The organism is Rhodoligotrophos defluvii, from assembly GCF_005281615.1.
GTDB classification, from domain to species: domain Bacteria; phylum Pseudomonadota; class Alphaproteobacteria; order Rhizobiales; family Im1; genus Rhodoligotrophos; species Rhodoligotrophos defluvii.
This window is the reverse complement of the sequence record NZ_SZZM01000002.1, coordinates 928,504-945,075: the sequence shown is the minus strand read 5'-3', so window position 1 is coordinate 945,075 and position 16,572 is coordinate 928,504. Positions and strand designations below refer to the sequence as shown.

The window sequence follows — 16,572 nt, the reverse complement described above, 5'->3', positions numbered from 1 at the left end:
ATGCAGACGAATTTCACAGAAGCCCAGCGCGCCGACCCGAAGATCGCCGAAGCGGAAGCGATCCTGCGCTCATGCGTGCATTGCGGCTTCTGCACCGCCACCTGCCCCACCTATGTTTTGCTGGGCGATGAGCTCGACAGCCCGCGCGGCCGCATCTACCTCATCAAGCAGATGCTGGAGGAGGACAAGCCGGCGACACCCGAGGTGGCTAAGCACATCGACCGCTGCCTGTCCTGTCTCGCCTGCACCACCACCTGTCCTTCGGGCGTGGACTACATGCACCTGATCGACCAGGCGCGTGTGCGCGTGGAGCAGACCTACCGCCGGCCGGCGCCGGAACGCTTCCTGCGCGCGCTGGTGGCGCACCTGCTGCCGGAGCCGAAGCGCATGCGCACGGCGCTGAAGCTTGCGCGCTTCGCCAAGCCGCTGGCGCCGCTGCTGGAGGTGGCGCGGCCGCTGCGGCCGGCGGCGGCCATGCTGCGCCTCGCGCCGTCGCGATTGCCCGCGGCCCAACCGGTTGAAGCCTCACCGGCAACCCAGTACCGCGGCCGGGTGGCGGTGCTCACCGGCTGCGCACAGGGCGTGCTCGCGCCTTCGATCAACGCGGCGACCTTCCGCCTGCTCCAGCGTATGGGCTTTGTACCGGTGGTGCCGGAGGGCCAAGGCTGCTGCGGCGCGCTCACCCACCACATGGGCCGCGAGGACGATGCCCTTCAACGGGCGCGCCGCAACATCGACAGCTACATGGCCGAGATCGAGGGGGAGGGGCTTGAGGCCATCATCATCAATGCCTCGGGCTGCGGCACCACGGTCAAGGACTACGGCCACATGCTGGCGCGCGACCCGCGCTATGCGGCCAAGGCGGCCAAGATCTCGTCCCTCACGAAGGACATCACCGAGTTCGTCGCCGTTCATGGCCTGCCGCCGGGCGAGACGCCGCTGAAGGCGCGCGTTGCCTATCACGCCGCCTGCTCCATGCAGCACGGCCAGAAGATCCGGACCGAACCGAAGGCGCTGCTGATGCAAGCGGGGTTCGAGGTGGTGGAACCAGCAGAAGCCCATCTCTGCTGCGGCTCAGCCGGCACCTACAACATCCTGCAGCCCGAAATCGCGAGCAAGCTGCGCGACCGCAAGCTCAAGCATCTGGCCCGCATCCGCCCCGACGTGATCGCCACCGGCAATATCGGATGCATGACGCAGCTAGCCTCCGGCACCGAGATTCCCCTGGTGCACACGGTGGAGCTGCTCGACTGGGCGACGGGCGGCCCCCGGCCCGCCGCCATGGTGCGGTAGAGCATGATCCCGAGAAGTGGATGCCGGTTCTCGGAAAAGATCATGCTCCAGCAAAGGATTGGAACGGGATGACGATTCGGAGATAAGTCATCCCGATCTAGCATTCTTGCCGCTGTGGCGTTGATCCGGTAGAACCCGCCCGCAAGGCGAATAAGCTTCGACAGCAGGCGATTTTCTCGATGACAAAGCCGGAGAAGGCACCAGTGCCCAAGGCACACAGGCCCAAGGCACGGGTTGCAAAAGGCTTCCGCGATGTGGAGGCCCAGGAGATCCGTGCACTCAAGCGCATGCTGGCCACCATTGAGCAGGTCTATGAGCTCTATGGCTTCGACCCGGTGGAAACGCCGACCATCGAATATACCGATGCGCTCGGCAAATTCCTGCCCGATCAGGATCGGCCCAATGAAGGCGTTTTCTCCTTCCAGGACGATGACGAGCAGTGGTTGTCCCTGCGCTATGACCTGACCGCGCCGCTGGCTCGCTACGTGGCCGAGAATTACGACCGCCTGCCCAAGCCCTATCGCAGCTACCGCGCCGGCTGGGTCTACCGCAACGAGAAGCCGGGGCCAGGCCGGTTCCGGCAGTTCATGCAGTTCGATGCGGACACGGTAGGCACCGACAACCCCGCGGCGGATGCGGAAATCTGCATGCTGGCGGCCGACACGCTGGAGAAGCTTGGCATCCCGCGCGGCGCCTATGTGATCCGGGTGAACAACCGCAAGGTGCTCGACGGCGTGATGGAGGCTATCGGGCTCGGCGGCGACGAGAATGCCGGCCGGAGGCTCACGGTCTTGCGGGCGATCGATAAGCTCGACAAGATCGGCATCGAAGGGGTGCGTGATCTGCTCGGCAAGGGCCGCATGGACCCGAGCGGCGACTTCACCCCGGGCGCCGGGCTGGACCCGGCGGCAAGCGACAGCATCTTGGCCTTTGTCAATGCAACGTCGGGGGCCACCAATGCCGCGACGGTCGAGAACCTGCGCCAAGTGCTCGCCAACAATCCGGTGACGGCTGAAGGGCTCGAGGAGCTTTCCGCGATTGCCGCTCATGTGGATGAATCCGGCTACGGCGACCGGGTGCGGATCGATCCCTCCGTTGTGCGCGGCCTCGAATACTACACCGGCTTCGTCGTGGAGGCCGAACTCACCTTCGACATGCGCAACGAAGACGGTGAACTCGTCCGCTTCGGCTCGGTCGGCGGCGGCGGGCGCTATGACGGCCTGGTCGAGCGTTTCCGCGGCGAGAAGGTGCCGGCCACCGGCTTCTCCATCGGGGTCTCCCGGCTGTATGCCGCGCTCAAGCATCTCGGCCAAATCGAGGAGGACACAGTCGCAGCCCCCGTCGTGGTGCTGGTCATGGACAAGGGCCGCGTCGGCGATTACCAGGCCATGGTCCGCGAGCTGCGCGACGCCGGCATCCGCGCGGAGATGTATCTCGGCACATCGGGCATGAAGGCGCAGATGAAATATGCCGATCGCCGGGGAGCTGCCTGCGCGGTCATCCAGGGCAGCGACGAGCTTGCCGCCGGCGAGGTGCAGATCAAGGACCTCATCGCCGGTGCGGAGGCTTCCCGCGCCATCGAGAACCGCGACGAGTGGCGCGAGGCGCGTCCCGCCCAGGTGACGGTGAAGCGGGGCGAGCTGGTGACGGCGGTGCGCGATATCCTGGGGCGCTACACACCGTGACCAGCAACGACATTCCCGGCAGATCGCCCGTGGAGCGGGCGCGGCTGGAGGCCCAAAATCAGCCCATGCTCGCCTTGCTGGTCGAGGCGGGCTTCGCTCAGATCGAGCCCGACATCCTGCAGCCGGCCGACCTGTTCCTCGACCGCTCCGGCGAAGACATACGCACCCGCACCTTCGTGTTCACCGATCCGGGCGGACGCGAGTTGTGCCTCAGGCCCGACCTCACCGTACCCACCTGCCGCTACCATCTGGAGACCGCAACTGACGTGGCGGCGGAAGCGCGCTACTGCTATTGCGGCCCGGTATTCCGCCACCAGCCGCTCGGCGCCGACCCCATGCACCCCCGCGAATTCGTGCAGGTGGGCATGGAATGGTTCGGCGACACCGATGCACCCGCCGCGGAGGCCCAAGTCTTCGCGCTCGTGGTCAGGGCGCTCGAAGCGGCCGGCTTGAGCCGCTACCGGGTGAAGCTGGGCGACCTCGGCCTGTTCACGTCGCTGCTTGACAGCATCGACATGCCGCAGCGCTGGCGACAAAGGCTCAACCATCAGTTCTGGCGGCCCCGCGCCTTCCGCGAGCTGCTGGACACCCTGGCCGGGCGCCGGCCCCGCGCGCGGTCAGAGACCGAAGATCTCCTGTCGCGCTTGAGCCACGCCAGCGAGGAGCGCACTGTGGCCCTCATCGAGGAGGTGCTGGAGCTCGAAGGCATTCCCCTGGTGGGCGGCCGCTCCATCGCCGAAATCGCCAGGCGCCTGCACGAGCGCGCCCGTGACCGCGAGGAAAAGCCGCTGCCGGCCGAAGCGGTCGCGCTGATCGAAAGCTATCTCGATATCACCGGATCCCCGGACGAAGCCGCTGCCGCCATGCGCGACATCGCGACCCAAGCGGGAGCACGCTTCACCGAAGCCCTGCAGCGGTTCGAGCAGCGCTTTGCCCATACGCGAAAGGCGGGGCTGGACATCGACACCCAGCGCTTCTCCGGCGTCTTCGGCCGCCATCTCGAATATTATTCCGGCTTCGTGTTCCAGGTGGAGGTGGAAAGCCCCACCGGTTGGATTCCCTTGGCTGGCGGCGGCCGCTACGATGGCCTGCTGTCCGCCCTCGGCAGTCCCAAGCAGGTGCCGGCCGTGGGCTCGGCCATCCACACCCAGCGGCTCACGATCGCGCTGGAGGCTCAGGGATGAGCCGGCCGCTGACCATAGCATTGCCCTCCAAGGGCCGGCTCATGGAGCAGGCCGCCGCCATGTTCGAGACGGCGGGCTTCACCCTCGACCGCACCGGGGCAGGGCGCGGCTATCAGGGCAAGCTCAACGGTATCGACGGGGTGGACGACATCGAGATCGCCTATCTCTCGGCCACCGAGATCGCCCACCTGCTGCGCGAGGGCAAGCTCGATCTCGGCATCACCGGCGAAGACCTGCTGCACGAGTACATCCCGAACATGGCCGATGCCATCGATATCCAACGGCGGCTGGGCTTCGGCCGGGCGGACGTCGTCGTGGCCGTCCCGGAATGCTGGCTCGACGTGGCCACCATGAGCGATCTCGACGAAGTGGCGCTCGCCTATCACGCCCGGCATGGCCGGCGGCTCCGGGTGGCAACCAAATATGGGAACCTCACCCGCCGCTTCTTCGCCGAGCACGGGGTGCGCGGCTATCGCATCGTGGAAAGCCTGGGGGCGACGGAAGGCGCGCCCGCCGCCGGCACCGCGGAGGTGATCGTCGATATCACGTCCACCGGCGCCACCCTCGAAGCCAACCATCTGAAGATCCTGGACGACGGCGTGCTCCTGCGCTCGGAAGCGGTCATCGCCGTGCACCTGAACGCTATGAGTGACCCGCGCCTACACGCCATCCTGACAAAATTGGGATAAAACCGGGCCTCACGAGATAGTGCAAAGCCCGTCGCGTCGGAACTGTGGCGCGCCGAGCGGCTTCAGTGATTGAATGGCTCCGGACTTCAGGAGAGCGCCATGATCACTCATCGCCACGCCACTCTCGCCTTCGCTTTCGCTCTTGCACTGCTGCCCGCCGGGCTTGCCGAGGCCCATCACGGCTGGAGCAGCTATGACGCCAATACGGTGCTGCGCTTCGAGGCGCCGATCCAAGAGGTGAGCTATCAAAGCCCGCACGGCCTCCTCGTCGTCGAACATGATGGCAAGCGATGGGAAGTCGTCCTGGCACCCCCCTCGCGCATGCAGGCGCGCGGGCTGCCGCGCGAGGATCTCACCGTGGGGAAAACGGTGATCATCGAGGGCTATCCCAGCCGGCGTGATGAAGGCGAACTGCGCGCCGAGCGCATCACCGTCGACGGCCGAACCGTCGAGCTGCGCTAGACGCCGGCCATCCGATGGAAGGACATGGCAGCGCGCCCAACTGGGCCGTGGCATTGGAGTCCACCGCGTTCGCGCATGCGATCCGCGATTCGCTCTGGTATTATCCCGCCGCCAATCTCGGCCATATCCTGGGGCTTGTCCTGCTGGCCGGTTCCATCATCGTGCTCGACCTGAGGCTGCTGGGCTTCGTCCGTTCGATCGATGCCGCAGCCCTGTCGCGGCTCGTGACGCCTCTGGCCATAGCGGGCTTCATCATCCAGCTCATATCCGGAAGCCTGCTGTTCGCGGCCGACGCCCGTGCCATCGCCGGCAATGCGGTGTTCTGGATCAAGATGATCCTGCTCGGCCTCGCCATCCTCAATGCCGGCCTGTTCCGCAGGCTGTGGAATGCGCGCCTGCCGGATTGGGAGAGGAAGGCGCCGGCGCTGGCCCGCGCCCAGGCTGTCCTGTCGATCGGCCTGTGGATTGGCGTGGCCGCTGCCGGCCGGCTGATCGCCTATTTCTGAACCGCGAAGGAAAAGGCCGCCCGGATCGCTCCGGACGGCCTCATTTCCCCTGCGCGCGTTCTGTCGGCCGGATCAGAAGTCCATGCCGCCCATCCCGCCCATGCCGCCCGGCATGCCGGCCGGCGCCGCCGGCTCCTTCGGACGCTCGGCCACCATGGCCTCGGTGGTGATCAGCAGGCTGGCGATGGAGGCCGCATCCTGCAGAGCAACGCGGACCACCTTCGTCGGGTCGATGATGCCGCGCTCAACCAGATCGGTGAACTCCTCATTCTGCGCATCGAAGCCGAAGTTGCCGTCCTTCTCCAGCACCTTGCCGACCACGACCGAACCCTCGGCGCCGGCATTGTCGGCGATCTGACGAATCGGGGCTTCCAGCGCCTTGGCGACGATGTTGATGCCCGCCCGCACATCCGGGTTGTCGCTGGTGAGCTTGCCGACCGCGGTCTTCGCCCGCAGCAGGGCCACGCCGCCACCGGGAACGATGCCTTCCTCAACCGCCGCGCGGGTGGCGTTGAGCGCGTCGTCGACGCGGTCCTTCTTCTCCTTCACCTCGACCTCGGTCGCGCCGCCGACGCGGATCACCGCAACACCGCCGGCGAGCTTCGCCAGCCGCTCCTGCAGCTTCTCGCGGTCATAGTCGGAGGTGGTCTCCTCGATCTGCTGGCGGATCTGGCCGCAGCGAGCCTCGATGTCCGAGCGCTGGCCGGCGCCATCGACGATCGTGGTCTCGTCCTTGCCGATGCGCACCCGCTTGGCCCGGCCCAGCATATCGATGGTCACGTTCTCCAGCTTGATGCCGAGATCTTCGGAGATGACCTGGCCGGCGGTGAGGATAGCCATATCCTCCAGCATCGCCTTGCGCCGGTCGCCGAAGCCCGGAGCCTTCACCGCGGCCACCTTGAGGCCGCCACGCAGCTTGTTCACCACCAGCGTCGCCAGGGCCTCACCCTCGACGTCCTCGGAGATGATGAGCAGCGGCTTGCCCGTCTGCACCACCTGCTCGAGTACCGGCAGCATGGACTGCAGGTTGGACAGCTTCTTCTCGTGCAGGAGGATGTAGGGATCCTCGAGCTCCGCCACCATCTTCTCGGCATTGGTGACGAAATAGGGCGAGAGATAGCCGCGATCGAACTGCATGCCCTCGACCACGTCGAGCTCGGTATCGGCGGTCTTGGCCTCTTCGACGGTGATCACGCCGTCATTGCCGACCTTCTGCATCGCCTCCGCGATCATATCGCCGATGGTCCTGTCGCCATTGGCGGAAATCGTGCCGACCTGGCTGATCTCGTTGGAGGAGGAAACCTTGCGCGAGCGGGCCTTCAGATCCTCGATTGCTGCGGCCACGGCGAGGTCGATGCCGCGCTTCAAGTCCATCGGGTTCATGCCGGCGGCCACCGCCTTGGCGCCTTCCCGCACGATGGCTTGGGCCAGCACGGTTGCGGTCGTCGTGCCGTCACCCGCGAGATCGTTGGTCTTGGATGCGACCTCGCGCACCATCTGGGCGCCCATGTTCTCGAACTTGTCCTCAAGTTCGATCTCCTTGGCCACCGTCACGCCGTCCTTGGTGACGCGCGGCGCGCCAAACGACTTGTCGAGCACCACGTTGCGGCCTTTCGGCCCCAAGGTCACCTTGACCGCATTGGCCAGGGTGTCGACGCCGCGGATCATCCGCTCGCGGGCGTCAGTGGAAAAACGCACGTCTTTCGCTGCCATGTGAACCTCTTGTCAATTTGCCAAGACGCGATGTCGCGCCGGAATCCATCGTAAGCGTGCGGGCTCAGCCCTCGATCACGCCCATGATGTCGCTTTCCTTCATGATCAGCAGCTCTTGTCCGTCGATCTTGACCTCGGTGCCCGACCACTTGCCGAACAGCACCTTGTCGCCGGTCTTCACGTCAAGCGGGGTGACCTTGCCGTCTTCGCCGCGGGCGCCAGGGCCGACCGCGATGACTTCGCCCTGCTGCGGCTTCTCCTGCGCCGTGTCAGGAATGATGATGCCGCCGGGCGTTTTGGCGACCTCTTCGATGCGCCGCACGACGACGCGATCATGCAATGGGCGGAAAGACATAGTCCGAAGCTCCCTGACTTGCTGACCCCTGACGGGGCACGAATTCGCGGATCTGCAACCATCACCGCAGAGCCTGCCAGCGTCCTGTTGATGGTCTTGGGTTGGCACTCTTACAGGTCGAGTGCTAATGGCAGGCTAGATAGGTGCACCACGCCCACGGAGTCAAGAGGAAGGTGGGATGGATGGCCAGCGGTGAGCCATGCCCCCGATCGGCTGCCATATGCAAGATCCGGTAAGCCCCTCTGAACGTCAAGACTGGGCTTACCGGCACAAGTCTGCAGAGGTGATCAGGTCACGCGAAGGTAAAATCGCTATAGGCCTTGTGCAGCTCCGCCCGCATGTCCGGATCAGCAATACCGTCGACGGGCAGATTGTGCGAGTGCTCGAATTCCCGGATCGCGGCAAGGGTCGCGCGGCCGAACTTGCCGTCGACGTCGAGCTTGACCTCCGCCGTCTCGTTGATCTTGTTGAGCTCCGTCTGCAGCTGAACGATATGGTCCCCGCGTTCGCCAGGACCCCAGAGATCCTTCACCTGGGCAACCTGGTCGTCAAGTCCGCCCAAGGCCTCGCCGGCCTTCTCGAAATAGTATTTCCGATTGGCAAAGCCATTGACGCCGCCGTTGATTTTGCGGGTGATGCCGATGAAGTCGTTCTGATCCGCAAGGCCGTTCAGGTCCCGATCCTTCCAGTATTCGAGCGCGATCTTCACCGAGATTGCCGGCTCCGCCGCCTTCTGCGGATGGCCTACGAGGTCCTCTCCGATCTTCTCGCCAAACCGCGCATAGTTGTTGCGGCCAGTGAGCATGAAGATGCCGCGCCCCTTGAAGGCCACCCCGTCGCCGGGCTCGGTATTGCCAAGGTCCAGCCGCCCTTCATAGGCACTGCCCGAAGCATACTCTTCCGTCGCCTTGAACCCGTCTGACTCATGCGCCGCCTGCGCCAGGAAATGCGCAATTCTCAGAGGCGTGGTAACACCATACGCGTCACCCTTGTCGCGCAAGACGTCGACCACGGCCTCCAGGACCGCGTCCTTGCCGCGCGGTGCGATGGTCTTGAGTTGATCCAATGTGAGAGAAACCATCCCGATCTCCTACTGAACAATCAAATGCGCTCTTGATATTCAGGGGGATGGGCGGCTCTGCGGCCAAAACGCGGATCTGCAGGGGCGGTCCGAGCTTCGTGCGATTTGCCCTGTCGACTTGTCCTCTGATAGGATAATCAGGGTTCGGCGCCGCAGCTTGCGCAGCGCCAATATCCGACACTGGAGAATAATCATGTCCGAAGCCTATGCGGTGAATGCGGCTTGGGAGCCCACGCCGAATAACCTGCAGTCCTATTGGATGCCCTTCACCAGCAATCGCGCGTTCAAGCAGAGCCCGCGGATGATCTCGCGCGCCAAGGACATGTTCTACTACTCAACCGACGGCCGTGCGATCATGGACGGCACCGCAGGGCTGTGGTGCTCCAACGCCGGCCATTGCCGCACTCCCATCGTGGAGGCGATCCAGCGGCAGGCCGCCGAACTCGACTATGCCCCCAACTTCCAGTTTGGTCACCCGAAGGCCTTCGAGGCCGCCTCGCGGATCGCCACCCTCGCGCCGGGCGACCTCAACTATGTGTTCTTCTGCAACTCGGGTTCCGAGGCCGCCGATACCGCCCTCAAGATCGCGCTCGCCTACCACAATGTGCGCGGCCAGGGGCAGCGGACGCGGCTGATCGGCCGGGAGCGCGGCTACCACGGCGTCGGCTTCGGCGGCATCAGCGTCGGCGGCATCGTCAACAACCGCAAGTTCTTCGGCTCGCTGCTCTCCGGCGTCGACCATCTCCCGCACACCTACAATCGCGCAGAGCAGGCCTATTCCCGGGGCGAGCCCGCTTGGGGCGCCCATCTCGCCGACGACCTCGAACGCATCGTCGCGCTACATGATGCCTCGACCGTTGCCGCGGTCATCGTGGAGCCCATGGCCGGCTCGACCGGCGTGCTGCCGCCGCCCCAGGGCTATCTCCAGCGCCTGCGCGAGATCTGCGACAAGCACGGCATCCTGTTGATCTTCGACGAGGTGATCACGGGCTTCGGCCGTCTCGGCTATGCCTTCGCGGCGGAACGCTATGGCGTGGTGCCCGACATCATCACCTTCGCCAAGGGCGTCACCTCGGGTGCTATCCCCATGGGCGGCGCCATCGTGCGCGACCACGTCTATGAGGCCTTCATGACCGGTCCGGAGAACGCGATAGAGCTGTTCCACGGCTATACCTATACGGGCCACCCTGTGGCCGCCGCGGCCGCCCTCGCCAGCCTCGACGTCTATCGCGACGAGGGTCTGTTCGAGCGCGCCCGCTCGCTCGAAACCGCCTGGGCGGATGCCGCGCACGGCCTGAAGGGCTTGCCCCACGTGACCGATATCCGCACCATAGGGCTTGTCGCCGGGATCGACCTCGAGCCCCACAAGGACGGCATCGGCAAGCGCGGCTACCAGGCCATGAACCGTGCCTTCCACGAACAGGACATGATGATCCGCATCACGGCCGACACGATCGCGCTGTCGCCGCCGCTGATCATCACCGAAGCGCAGATCAGCCAAATTTTCGACAAGCTGGCAAAGCTGTTGAAGTCGCTGGACTGAACTTGGCCTTGGACCCTTCCCGCAAGCGGGCGCGCCGCGGCGGGTTGGGCCGTCACTCCCGGATTAACGAATGGCCGCTATTCTCGACGGCATCTCGCCTCTAGCGGGACGGCACAGCCTTTGGCTGTGCGACATATGGGGCGTGGTGCACAACGGTGTCGCCGCGTACCCTGAGGCAGTCCATGCCCTGCAGAGCTTCCGCCGGCAGGGCGGCATCGTGGTGCTGATCACCAATGCGCCCCGGCCGTTCGAGCCGGTAATCGCACAGCTCGACCGTCTTGGCGTGCCCCGCGATGCCTATGACCGTGTACTCGCCTCGGGCGACGTCATGCGCCGCCTGGTCGTCGAGCACGGGCATCCGGCGGTGCATTTCTTGGGGCCCGCACGCGACCATGGACTGATCGCCGGCCTCGACATCGCCGAGGTGGGCATTGACGAAGCCGAGATCGTCTTGTGCACGGGTCTGATGAACGACCTCACCGAGACGCCGCAAGATTATGTTCCCATGCTCGAGCGCATGGCCGCTCGCGGGCAGATCCTCTATTGCGCAAACCCGGACAAGGTGGTGCAGAAGGGCGACCGTCTGCTCTACTGTGCCGGCGCCCTGGCGGAGCTCTACGACCAGCTCGGGGGAAAAGTGGTGTTCACGGGCAAGCCGGACGTTCTGATCTATCATGACGCGCTGGAGATGGCGGCCGAGATCGCCGGCCGGCCTGTCGGCAAGGGCGAAGCCCTCGCCATCGGTGACGGCATGGAAACGGATATGCTTGGCGCCGCCCTCAACGGCATCGACGCGGTCTTCGTGGCTGGTGGCATTCATGCCCACGAGCTGGAGGAGCTGCATCAGGGCCATCCGGAGGCATTGGCGCCACTGCTCAACAGGCTTGACGAAATCGCTCCCGGTTTGCGCCTCGAGGGGATTATCGCAAACCTGCGCTGGTGATGTGGTTTTTCCGCATTGCAGCACGATGGTCCTGTCTATAAAGTCCGGCCGCGCCCGCGCTTTCCGCAACGGCCCTCCCGGAACGTCCACAGGTCGACCTCATGACGGCAATCCAGTCCTACAGCATTGACGATCTGAAGGTCGGCATGACCGCCACTGTGAAAAAGCTGGTAGATGACAACGCGATAAAAGCGTTTGCTGATGTCTCAGGTGATTTCAACCCGGTGCATCTGGACGAGAATTTCGCCGCCACTACCCGGTTTGGAACCCGCATCGCCCATGGCATGCTGTCGGCCAGCCTGATTTCCACGGCGATCGGCATGCACCTGCCCGGTCAGGGAACCATCTATCTGTCCCAGACGCTGAGCTTTCGCGCGCCTGTGCATTGCGGAGACGAGGTGACCGCCACGGTCGAAATCACTGAGATCGACCCGCGCCGCAGGCGCGTGACGCTGGCCTGCGTGGTGCGGGTTGGTGATACCGTGGTGGTCGACGGAGAGGCCAGAGTGCTGGCGCCGGCCGCACCCTCAGTGTCCTGACGAGAGCCTATGGTCACCCTTCATGGCAATACTCCCGTGCCCGTCTCCTGCCGCGGGGCGGTCGTGGCCATCGGCAATTACGATGGCGTGCATCGCGGCCATCAGGCGTTGCTGGCCACCGCTCGGGAAGAAGCCCAACGCTGCGGTGCGCCGTTCGGCGTGCTCACCTTCGAGCCCCATCCGCGTACCTTCTTCCGCCCGGAACAGCCGGTGTTCCGGATCACGCCCGCCGAGCTGAAAACTAAGCTTCTGCACGGCTGTGGCGCCGATTTCGTATCGATCCTGTCCTTCGATCGCACGCTCGCCTCGCAGGAGGCCGAGGCCTTCGTCCGCGACGTGCTTGTCCGCCGACATGGCGCCGTCCATGTGGTGACAGGCTATGACTTCCACTTCGGCAAGGGCCGCAAGGGCTCGCCGGACCTCATGCGCCGCCTGGGCGAGGAGCTCGGATTCGGTGTGACGGTCGTGGAGCAGGTCACGGATGACAGCGGCGTTGCGCCCTTTGCCTCCAGCGCCATCCGCCACGAGCTGCGCCATGGCGATGTGGCGGTCGCCGCCGAACAGCTCGGCTACCGCTGGACGGTGCTGGCCAAAGTGGTGCCGGGCGACCAGCGCGGCCGCTCCCTCGGCTTTCCCACCATCAATATAAAGCTGGAGGAAGGCTGCGAGCCGGGGGAGGGGATCTACGCGGTACGCGTGCGGCGGGGGCAAACTGTCTGGCGCGGAGCGGGCTATATTGGCAAGCGCCCCACCTTCGGCAAGAATGATGTCGCCCTTGAAGTCTATCTGCTGGACTTCTCGGGCGACCTCTATGGCGAGCAGGTGGCCATCGAGTTCATCGACTATATCAGGCCGGACCGTGCCTTCAGCGACGCAGCTTCTCTGACCGCGCAGATGGAAAGGGACGTCGCGGAGATCGACGCGGTGCTCGCGCGTATCGAGGCGAACGATTCCGTAGCCCGCTTCCCTCTGGGCCGGCTGCAAGTGGAAGGCAGGCTGTAGGTCTGCCGGCGTGTCGCCTCTCTCGTCATTGCCGCGCTTGACGCGGCAATGCAGGGGCCAAGCGGGAAGGCGCGTGCCCTGTGGCCTGGATGCCGGCTCAGCGCCTAGGCGCGGCCGGCATGACGGAACCAGTTACTCCATCACTGGCTTGGCCCCGGCGATCGCGTGCCGCGGGGGCTGTCCCAGCTCAGACACCATCCGTATCCGGATCGAGCAGCCGATGCAGATGCACGATGAAGTAGCGCATCTGAGCGTTGTCGACCGTGGCCTGCGCCTTGCCTGCCCAGGCCTTCTTCGCCTCCGCGAAGTTCGGGTAGATGCCGACGATGTCAAGTTCGTCGAGGTTCTTGAACCGGGTGCTGTCGAGGCTCTCGAGTTCACCCCCGAATACCAAATGAAGAAGCTGCTTGTCCTGAGCCGGGGAAGGTGTGCTCACGGGATCTCTCCTGAAGTGTCCTGCCGTTGGCGCTACCCTGAAAACTGCGGCAGCCGGTCCATGAACTGCCGGTGCAGCGCCGGACCGGACGCCACCACGCCCGCGTGACGGGTGCGCACCTGGTTATATAGGGGAACCGCTCCGGACAGGGTGGTGACGATCCCGCCCGCTTCAGCCACCACCAGATGCGCACCGGCAATGTCCCAGTCCGACGTCTCGCCGAGCGCGAAGCTTGCGTCGAAAACGCCGGCGGCCACCAGGCACAGGCGCAGCGCGATCGACTTGCGCATGTCGAGCTGCATCCTCGGCCAGGCCTGCCCGGCCCAGCGCTTGGCGACGAAGGCGCTTTCCCTGGCCAATATGCGGGCGCCGTCGATGTCAGCGCAATCGGACACCACGATCCTGCTGCCGTTCAGGGTGGCGCCGCGATCCCGCGCGGCAAGATAAAGATGATCCGCCGGCGGGCAGTAGATCGCGGCAGCCACGGGCCTGCCGGCGTCCACCAATGCGGTTGCGATGCACCAGTCGTTAAGCCCCGACATATAGGAGCGCGTTCCATCGATCGGGTCGACGATCCAGACCCGCTCATGCCGGAGCCTCGCCTTGTCGTCGGCCGTTTCTTCCGACAGCCAGCCGTAATCGGGCCGCGCATCCAGCAGCCGGGTCCTGAGCAGCCGGTCCACCGCCAAGTCGGCGTCGGTCACGGGCGTGCCGTCGCCCTTGTTCCAGGTCTCGATGCCCTTGGCGCGCAAGTCCATCGCCAGGGCGCCGGCTTCGCGGACCGCCTCGGTCAAAACCTGAAGATCAGCGTCCGGCAATCGTCATGCCCTCGATGCGGACCGATGGCGTGTCGATGCCACCGCGATACTCGATGTCATCGGCCACCGCGAGGCTGCGGAACATGCTCCTGAGGTTGCCGGCTATGGTGATCTCCGCCACCGGATAGGTGATCTCGCCGCGCTCGATCCAGAAGCCCGCAGCGCCCAGACTGTAGTCGCCCGTCACCAGGTTCACGCCGCTGCCCATCAGCTCCGTCACCCACAGGCCGTCATCGATATCGGCGATGAGCTCGGCACGAGAACGGCTGCCGGGCCGCAGGGTGACATTGGTGGGCGAAGGCGAGGGCGGCGAGCTTGCGCCGCGCGCCGCGTGCCCGGTGGAGGTGAGCCCGAGCTTGCGGGCCGACCGGGTGTCGAGAATCCAGGTCTTAAGGACGCCGCCTGACACCAGCTCGCGCGGCGCGCCCGCCAAGCCCTCGCCGTCGAACGGACGGGAGCGCAGGCCGCGCGGCTTTCTCGGGTCGTCCACGATGACGATGTCATCGGGCAGGATCGGCGTGCCCATGGCATCGATCAGGAAGCTCGTGCCGCGGGCGATGGAGGAGCCGTTGATGGCCGAGAGCAGGGCCCCGACGAGGCTGCGGGCGATGCGCGGCTCATAGACCACGATCCCCTTGCGCGAGCCGACCTTGCGCGGCTTGAGACGTCGCACCGCGCGCTCGGCCGCCACACGGCCGATCTCGTCCGGGCTGCGCAGATCGGCCAAATGCACCGCGGACGACGACTCGTAATCGCGCTCCATGCCAGTGCCTTCACCGGCCACCACCGAGCAGTAGACGCTGAACCCCGAGCGCCGGTAGCTGCCCGCGAAGCCGTTGGAGGTGACCAGCGCCAGGCCTGCGATGCTGTGCGATGCGCCCGCCCCGTCGGAATTGGTAACGCCGGGCACGGCAAGGGCCACATCTTCCGCCTCGCGCGCGAGGGCCTCGATGTCCGCCGCTGAAGGAGCAGTGCCGTCGAACAGATCGAGATCGGCCAGGTGCTTTGCGTATGCCCCCGTGTCGGGAAGTCTCGACATTGGATCGGGCGGGCTCACGCGTGCCATGGCCACCGCGCGCTCGGCGAGGGTCTGCAACGTGGGATCGGAAAAATCATTGGTGGAGACGATGGCTTGGGACTCGCCGACGAACACCCGCAGGCCCAGGTCCTGACCTTCGGATCGGTCGAGCTGGTCGAGCTTGCCCAGGCGAACGTCCACCGAGGTGGATTGCGCTTCGACGATGACCGCGTCTGCCGCGTCGGCGCCGAAGCGTTTCGCGTGCTGGACGATACGGTCCGCAATATCGAGGAGGTGGTTGGTGTCCGTCTCTGCCATGAGCTTCAAATCCGCATAAAAATGCTGTCGGCCGCCAGGCCCAGGAAAATGATCAGCCCGAAATCGCGGTTGGAGCGGAACAGAAGCAAGCACCGCGCGGGATCATCTATGTCGAGCGTCGAGATCTGCCAGACCGCGTGCGCCAAGGCAAGCAACCATGCTGTGAGGAAGATCGTCCCGGCCCCGGCCGCCAGCCCCGCTACAGCCAGACCTGCCAGCGCCAGCCCGTAGAAGAGAACGAGCCAGCGCCGAGTCGACCTCCCGAGCTTCAAGGCCGTCGACTTGACGCCGATCAGCGCGTCGTCCTCCTTGTCCTGATGGGCGTAGATCGTGTCATAGCCGAGGGTCCACGCTATGCCGGCGACATAGAGAATGACCGCTGGCCAGCCGAGGCGCCCGTGCAACGCCGCCCAGCCGAGCAGGGCGCCCCAGTTGAAGGTGAGCCCGAGCACCATCTGCGGCCAGTAGGTCACCCGCTTCATGAAGGGATAGGCGGCCACCAAGAGCAGAGATGCGCAGCCGAGCAGGATGGCGAAACCGTTGAACTGCAAGAGCACCGACAGGCCGATCACGCACAGCACCACCATGAACGCCACGGCTTGGCGCACGCTGACTTGCCCGCTCGGGATGGGCCGCGAGCGCGTGCGGGCAACCTTCGCGTCGATGTCCCGGTCGACAATGTCGTTATAGGTGCAGCCGGCGCCGCGCATGGCCAGGGCACCGATGGCGAACAGCACCAGCAGCAATATGCTCGGCAGCCCGCCACCCACGGCGATCTGCGCAAGCGCCACCGACCACCAGCAGGGCAGCAGCAGCAGCCAGGTGCCGATCGGCCGGTCGAGCCGCGCCAGCCGGAAATAGGGCCGCAGCGCCATGGGCGCGTAGCGGTCCACCCAATTGCGCCTCACCGCGTCCGCGACGGAGCCAGGTTGCGAGTGGTCGATGCTCATATCCGGCATTTAGCGTGCGAGTCCGGCGAAGGCAAAG

At 65.5% G+C, this 16,572-nt stretch carries 17 protein-coding genes; 10 read left to right on the top strand and 7 right to left on the bottom strand.

The features are described 5' to 3' along the window. The 6 genes from glcF (at position 1) to E4P09_RS13520 (ending at position 5,819) form a co-directional block, all read left to right on the top strand. Entirely contained in the window at positions 1-1,293 is a 1,293-nt protein-coding gene (glcF, locus tag E4P09_RS13545) for a glycolate oxidase subunit GlcF (protein ID WP_137390099.1), read from the top strand. 179 nt (positions 1,294-1,472) lie between these two features. Continuing rightward, on the top strand, positions 1,473-2,978 hold the full coding sequence (gene hisS, locus E4P09_RS13540) for a histidine--tRNA ligase (RefSeq protein ID WP_137390098.1): 1,506 nt from the start codon (positions 1,473-1,475) through the stop codon (positions 2,976-2,978). Then, positions 2,975-4,162, top strand: coding sequence for an ATP phosphoribosyltransferase regulatory subunit (locus tag E4P09_RS13535; RefSeq protein ID WP_137390097.1), 1,188 nt, complete (start codon positions 2,975-2,977; stop codon positions 4,160-4,162). The genes hisS and E4P09_RS13535 overlap by 4 nt, the downstream gene beginning before the upstream one ends. After that, a complete protein-coding gene (hisG, locus tag E4P09_RS13530; RefSeq protein ID WP_137390096.1) occupies positions 4,159-4,851 on the top strand; it encodes an ATP phosphoribosyltransferase in 693 nt (230 codons plus the stop codon). The genes E4P09_RS13535 and hisG overlap by 4 nt, the downstream gene beginning before the upstream one ends. 99 nt (positions 4,852-4,950) lie before the next feature. Next, positions 4,951-5,313: a DUF6152 family protein gene (locus E4P09_RS13525; RefSeq protein ID WP_170984412.1), complete on the top strand. Its 363-nt coding sequence runs from the start codon at positions 4,951-4,953 to the stop codon at positions 5,311-5,313. Between the two features lie 14 nt (positions 5,314-5,327). Then, positions 5,328-5,819 carry a DUF6644 family protein gene (locus E4P09_RS13520; RefSeq protein ID WP_205042104.1) on the top strand — a complete coding sequence of 164 codons (492 nt, stop codon included), beginning with the start codon at positions 5,328-5,330 and terminating at the stop codon, positions 5,817-5,819. A 72-nt stretch (positions 5,820-5,891) separates the two neighbouring features. Here the strand turns inward: E4P09_RS13520 and groL are convergent, their stop codons facing one another. The 3 genes from groL to E4P09_RS13505 all read right to left on the bottom strand — a co-directional run bounded on the left by groL (position 5,892) and on the right by E4P09_RS13505 (position 8,968). Further along, a complete protein-coding gene (groL, locus tag E4P09_RS13515) occupies positions 5,892-7,532 on the bottom strand; it encodes a chaperonin GroEL (protein ID WP_137390095.1) in 1,641 nt (546 codons plus the stop codon). Positions 7,533-7,596: 64 nt separating this feature from the next. Further along, positions 7,597-7,887, bottom strand: coding sequence for a co-chaperone GroES (gene groES, locus E4P09_RS13510; RefSeq protein ID WP_137390094.1), 291 nt, complete (start codon positions 7,885-7,887; stop codon positions 7,597-7,599). 292 nt (positions 7,888-8,179) lie between these two features. Next, positions 8,180-8,968 carry a peptidoglycan-binding protein gene (locus E4P09_RS13505; protein WP_137390093.1) on the bottom strand — a complete coding sequence of 263 codons (789 nt, stop codon included), beginning with the start codon at positions 8,966-8,968 and terminating at the stop codon, positions 8,180-8,182. Between the two features lie 193 nt (positions 8,969-9,161). Here E4P09_RS13505 and aptA point away from each other — a divergent pair, with 193 nt between their 5' ends. From aptA to E4P09_RS13485, 4 genes are all read left to right on the top strand, one after another. Further along, a complete protein-coding gene (aptA, locus tag E4P09_RS13500) occupies positions 9,162-10,511 on the top strand; it encodes an omega-aminotransferase AptA (protein ID WP_137390092.1) in 1,350 nt (449 codons plus the stop codon). A gap of 70 nt (positions 10,512-10,581) precedes the next feature. Next, the gene (locus tag E4P09_RS13495) at positions 10,582-11,454 is read left to right on the top strand and encodes a TIGR01459 family HAD-type hydrolase (RefSeq protein WP_137390091.1); all 873 of its coding nucleotides are present in this window, start codon (positions 10,582-10,584) and stop codon (positions 11,452-11,454) included. Between the two features lie 101 nt (positions 11,455-11,555). Then, on the top strand, positions 11,556-11,993 hold the full coding sequence (locus E4P09_RS13490) for a MaoC family dehydratase (RefSeq protein ID WP_137390090.1): 438 nt from the start codon (positions 11,556-11,558) through the stop codon (positions 11,991-11,993). 9 nt (positions 11,994-12,002) lie between these two features. Continuing rightward, complete coding sequence (locus E4P09_RS13485) at positions 12,003-12,995, top strand: bifunctional riboflavin kinase/FAD synthetase (RefSeq protein WP_137390089.1); 993 nt, start codon at positions 12,003-12,005, stop codon at positions 12,993-12,995. Positions 12,996-13,182: 187 nt separating this feature from the next. On the opposite strand, the gene E4P09_RS13480 is transcribed toward E4P09_RS13485, so the two are convergent. From E4P09_RS13480 to ubiA, 4 genes are read right to left on the bottom strand one after another with little or no spacing between them, the layout of a single operon-like run. Continuing rightward, positions 13,183-13,431 (bottom strand): DUF4170 domain-containing protein, encoded by a 249-nt coding sequence (locus E4P09_RS13480; RefSeq protein ID WP_137390088.1) that lies wholly within the window; start codon positions 13,429-13,431, stop codon positions 13,183-13,185. 32 nt (positions 13,432-13,463) lie between these two features. Then, a complete protein-coding gene (locus E4P09_RS13475) occupies positions 13,464-14,249 on the bottom strand; it encodes an inositol monophosphatase family protein (RefSeq protein WP_239025168.1) in 786 nt (261 codons plus the stop codon). After that, positions 14,236-15,585 carry a TldD/PmbA family protein gene (locus E4P09_RS13470; protein ID WP_137390087.1) on the bottom strand — a complete coding sequence of 450 codons (1,350 nt, stop codon included), beginning with the start codon at positions 15,583-15,585 and terminating at the stop codon, positions 14,236-14,238. The genes E4P09_RS13475 and E4P09_RS13470 overlap by 14 nt, the downstream gene beginning before the upstream one ends. A gap of 5 nt (positions 15,586-15,590) precedes the next feature. Next, complete coding sequence (gene ubiA, locus E4P09_RS13465) at positions 15,591-16,535, bottom strand: 4-hydroxybenzoate octaprenyltransferase (protein ID WP_137390322.1); 945 nt, start codon at positions 16,533-16,535, stop codon at positions 15,591-15,593. Positions 16,536-16,572 lie beyond the last annotated feature (37 nt).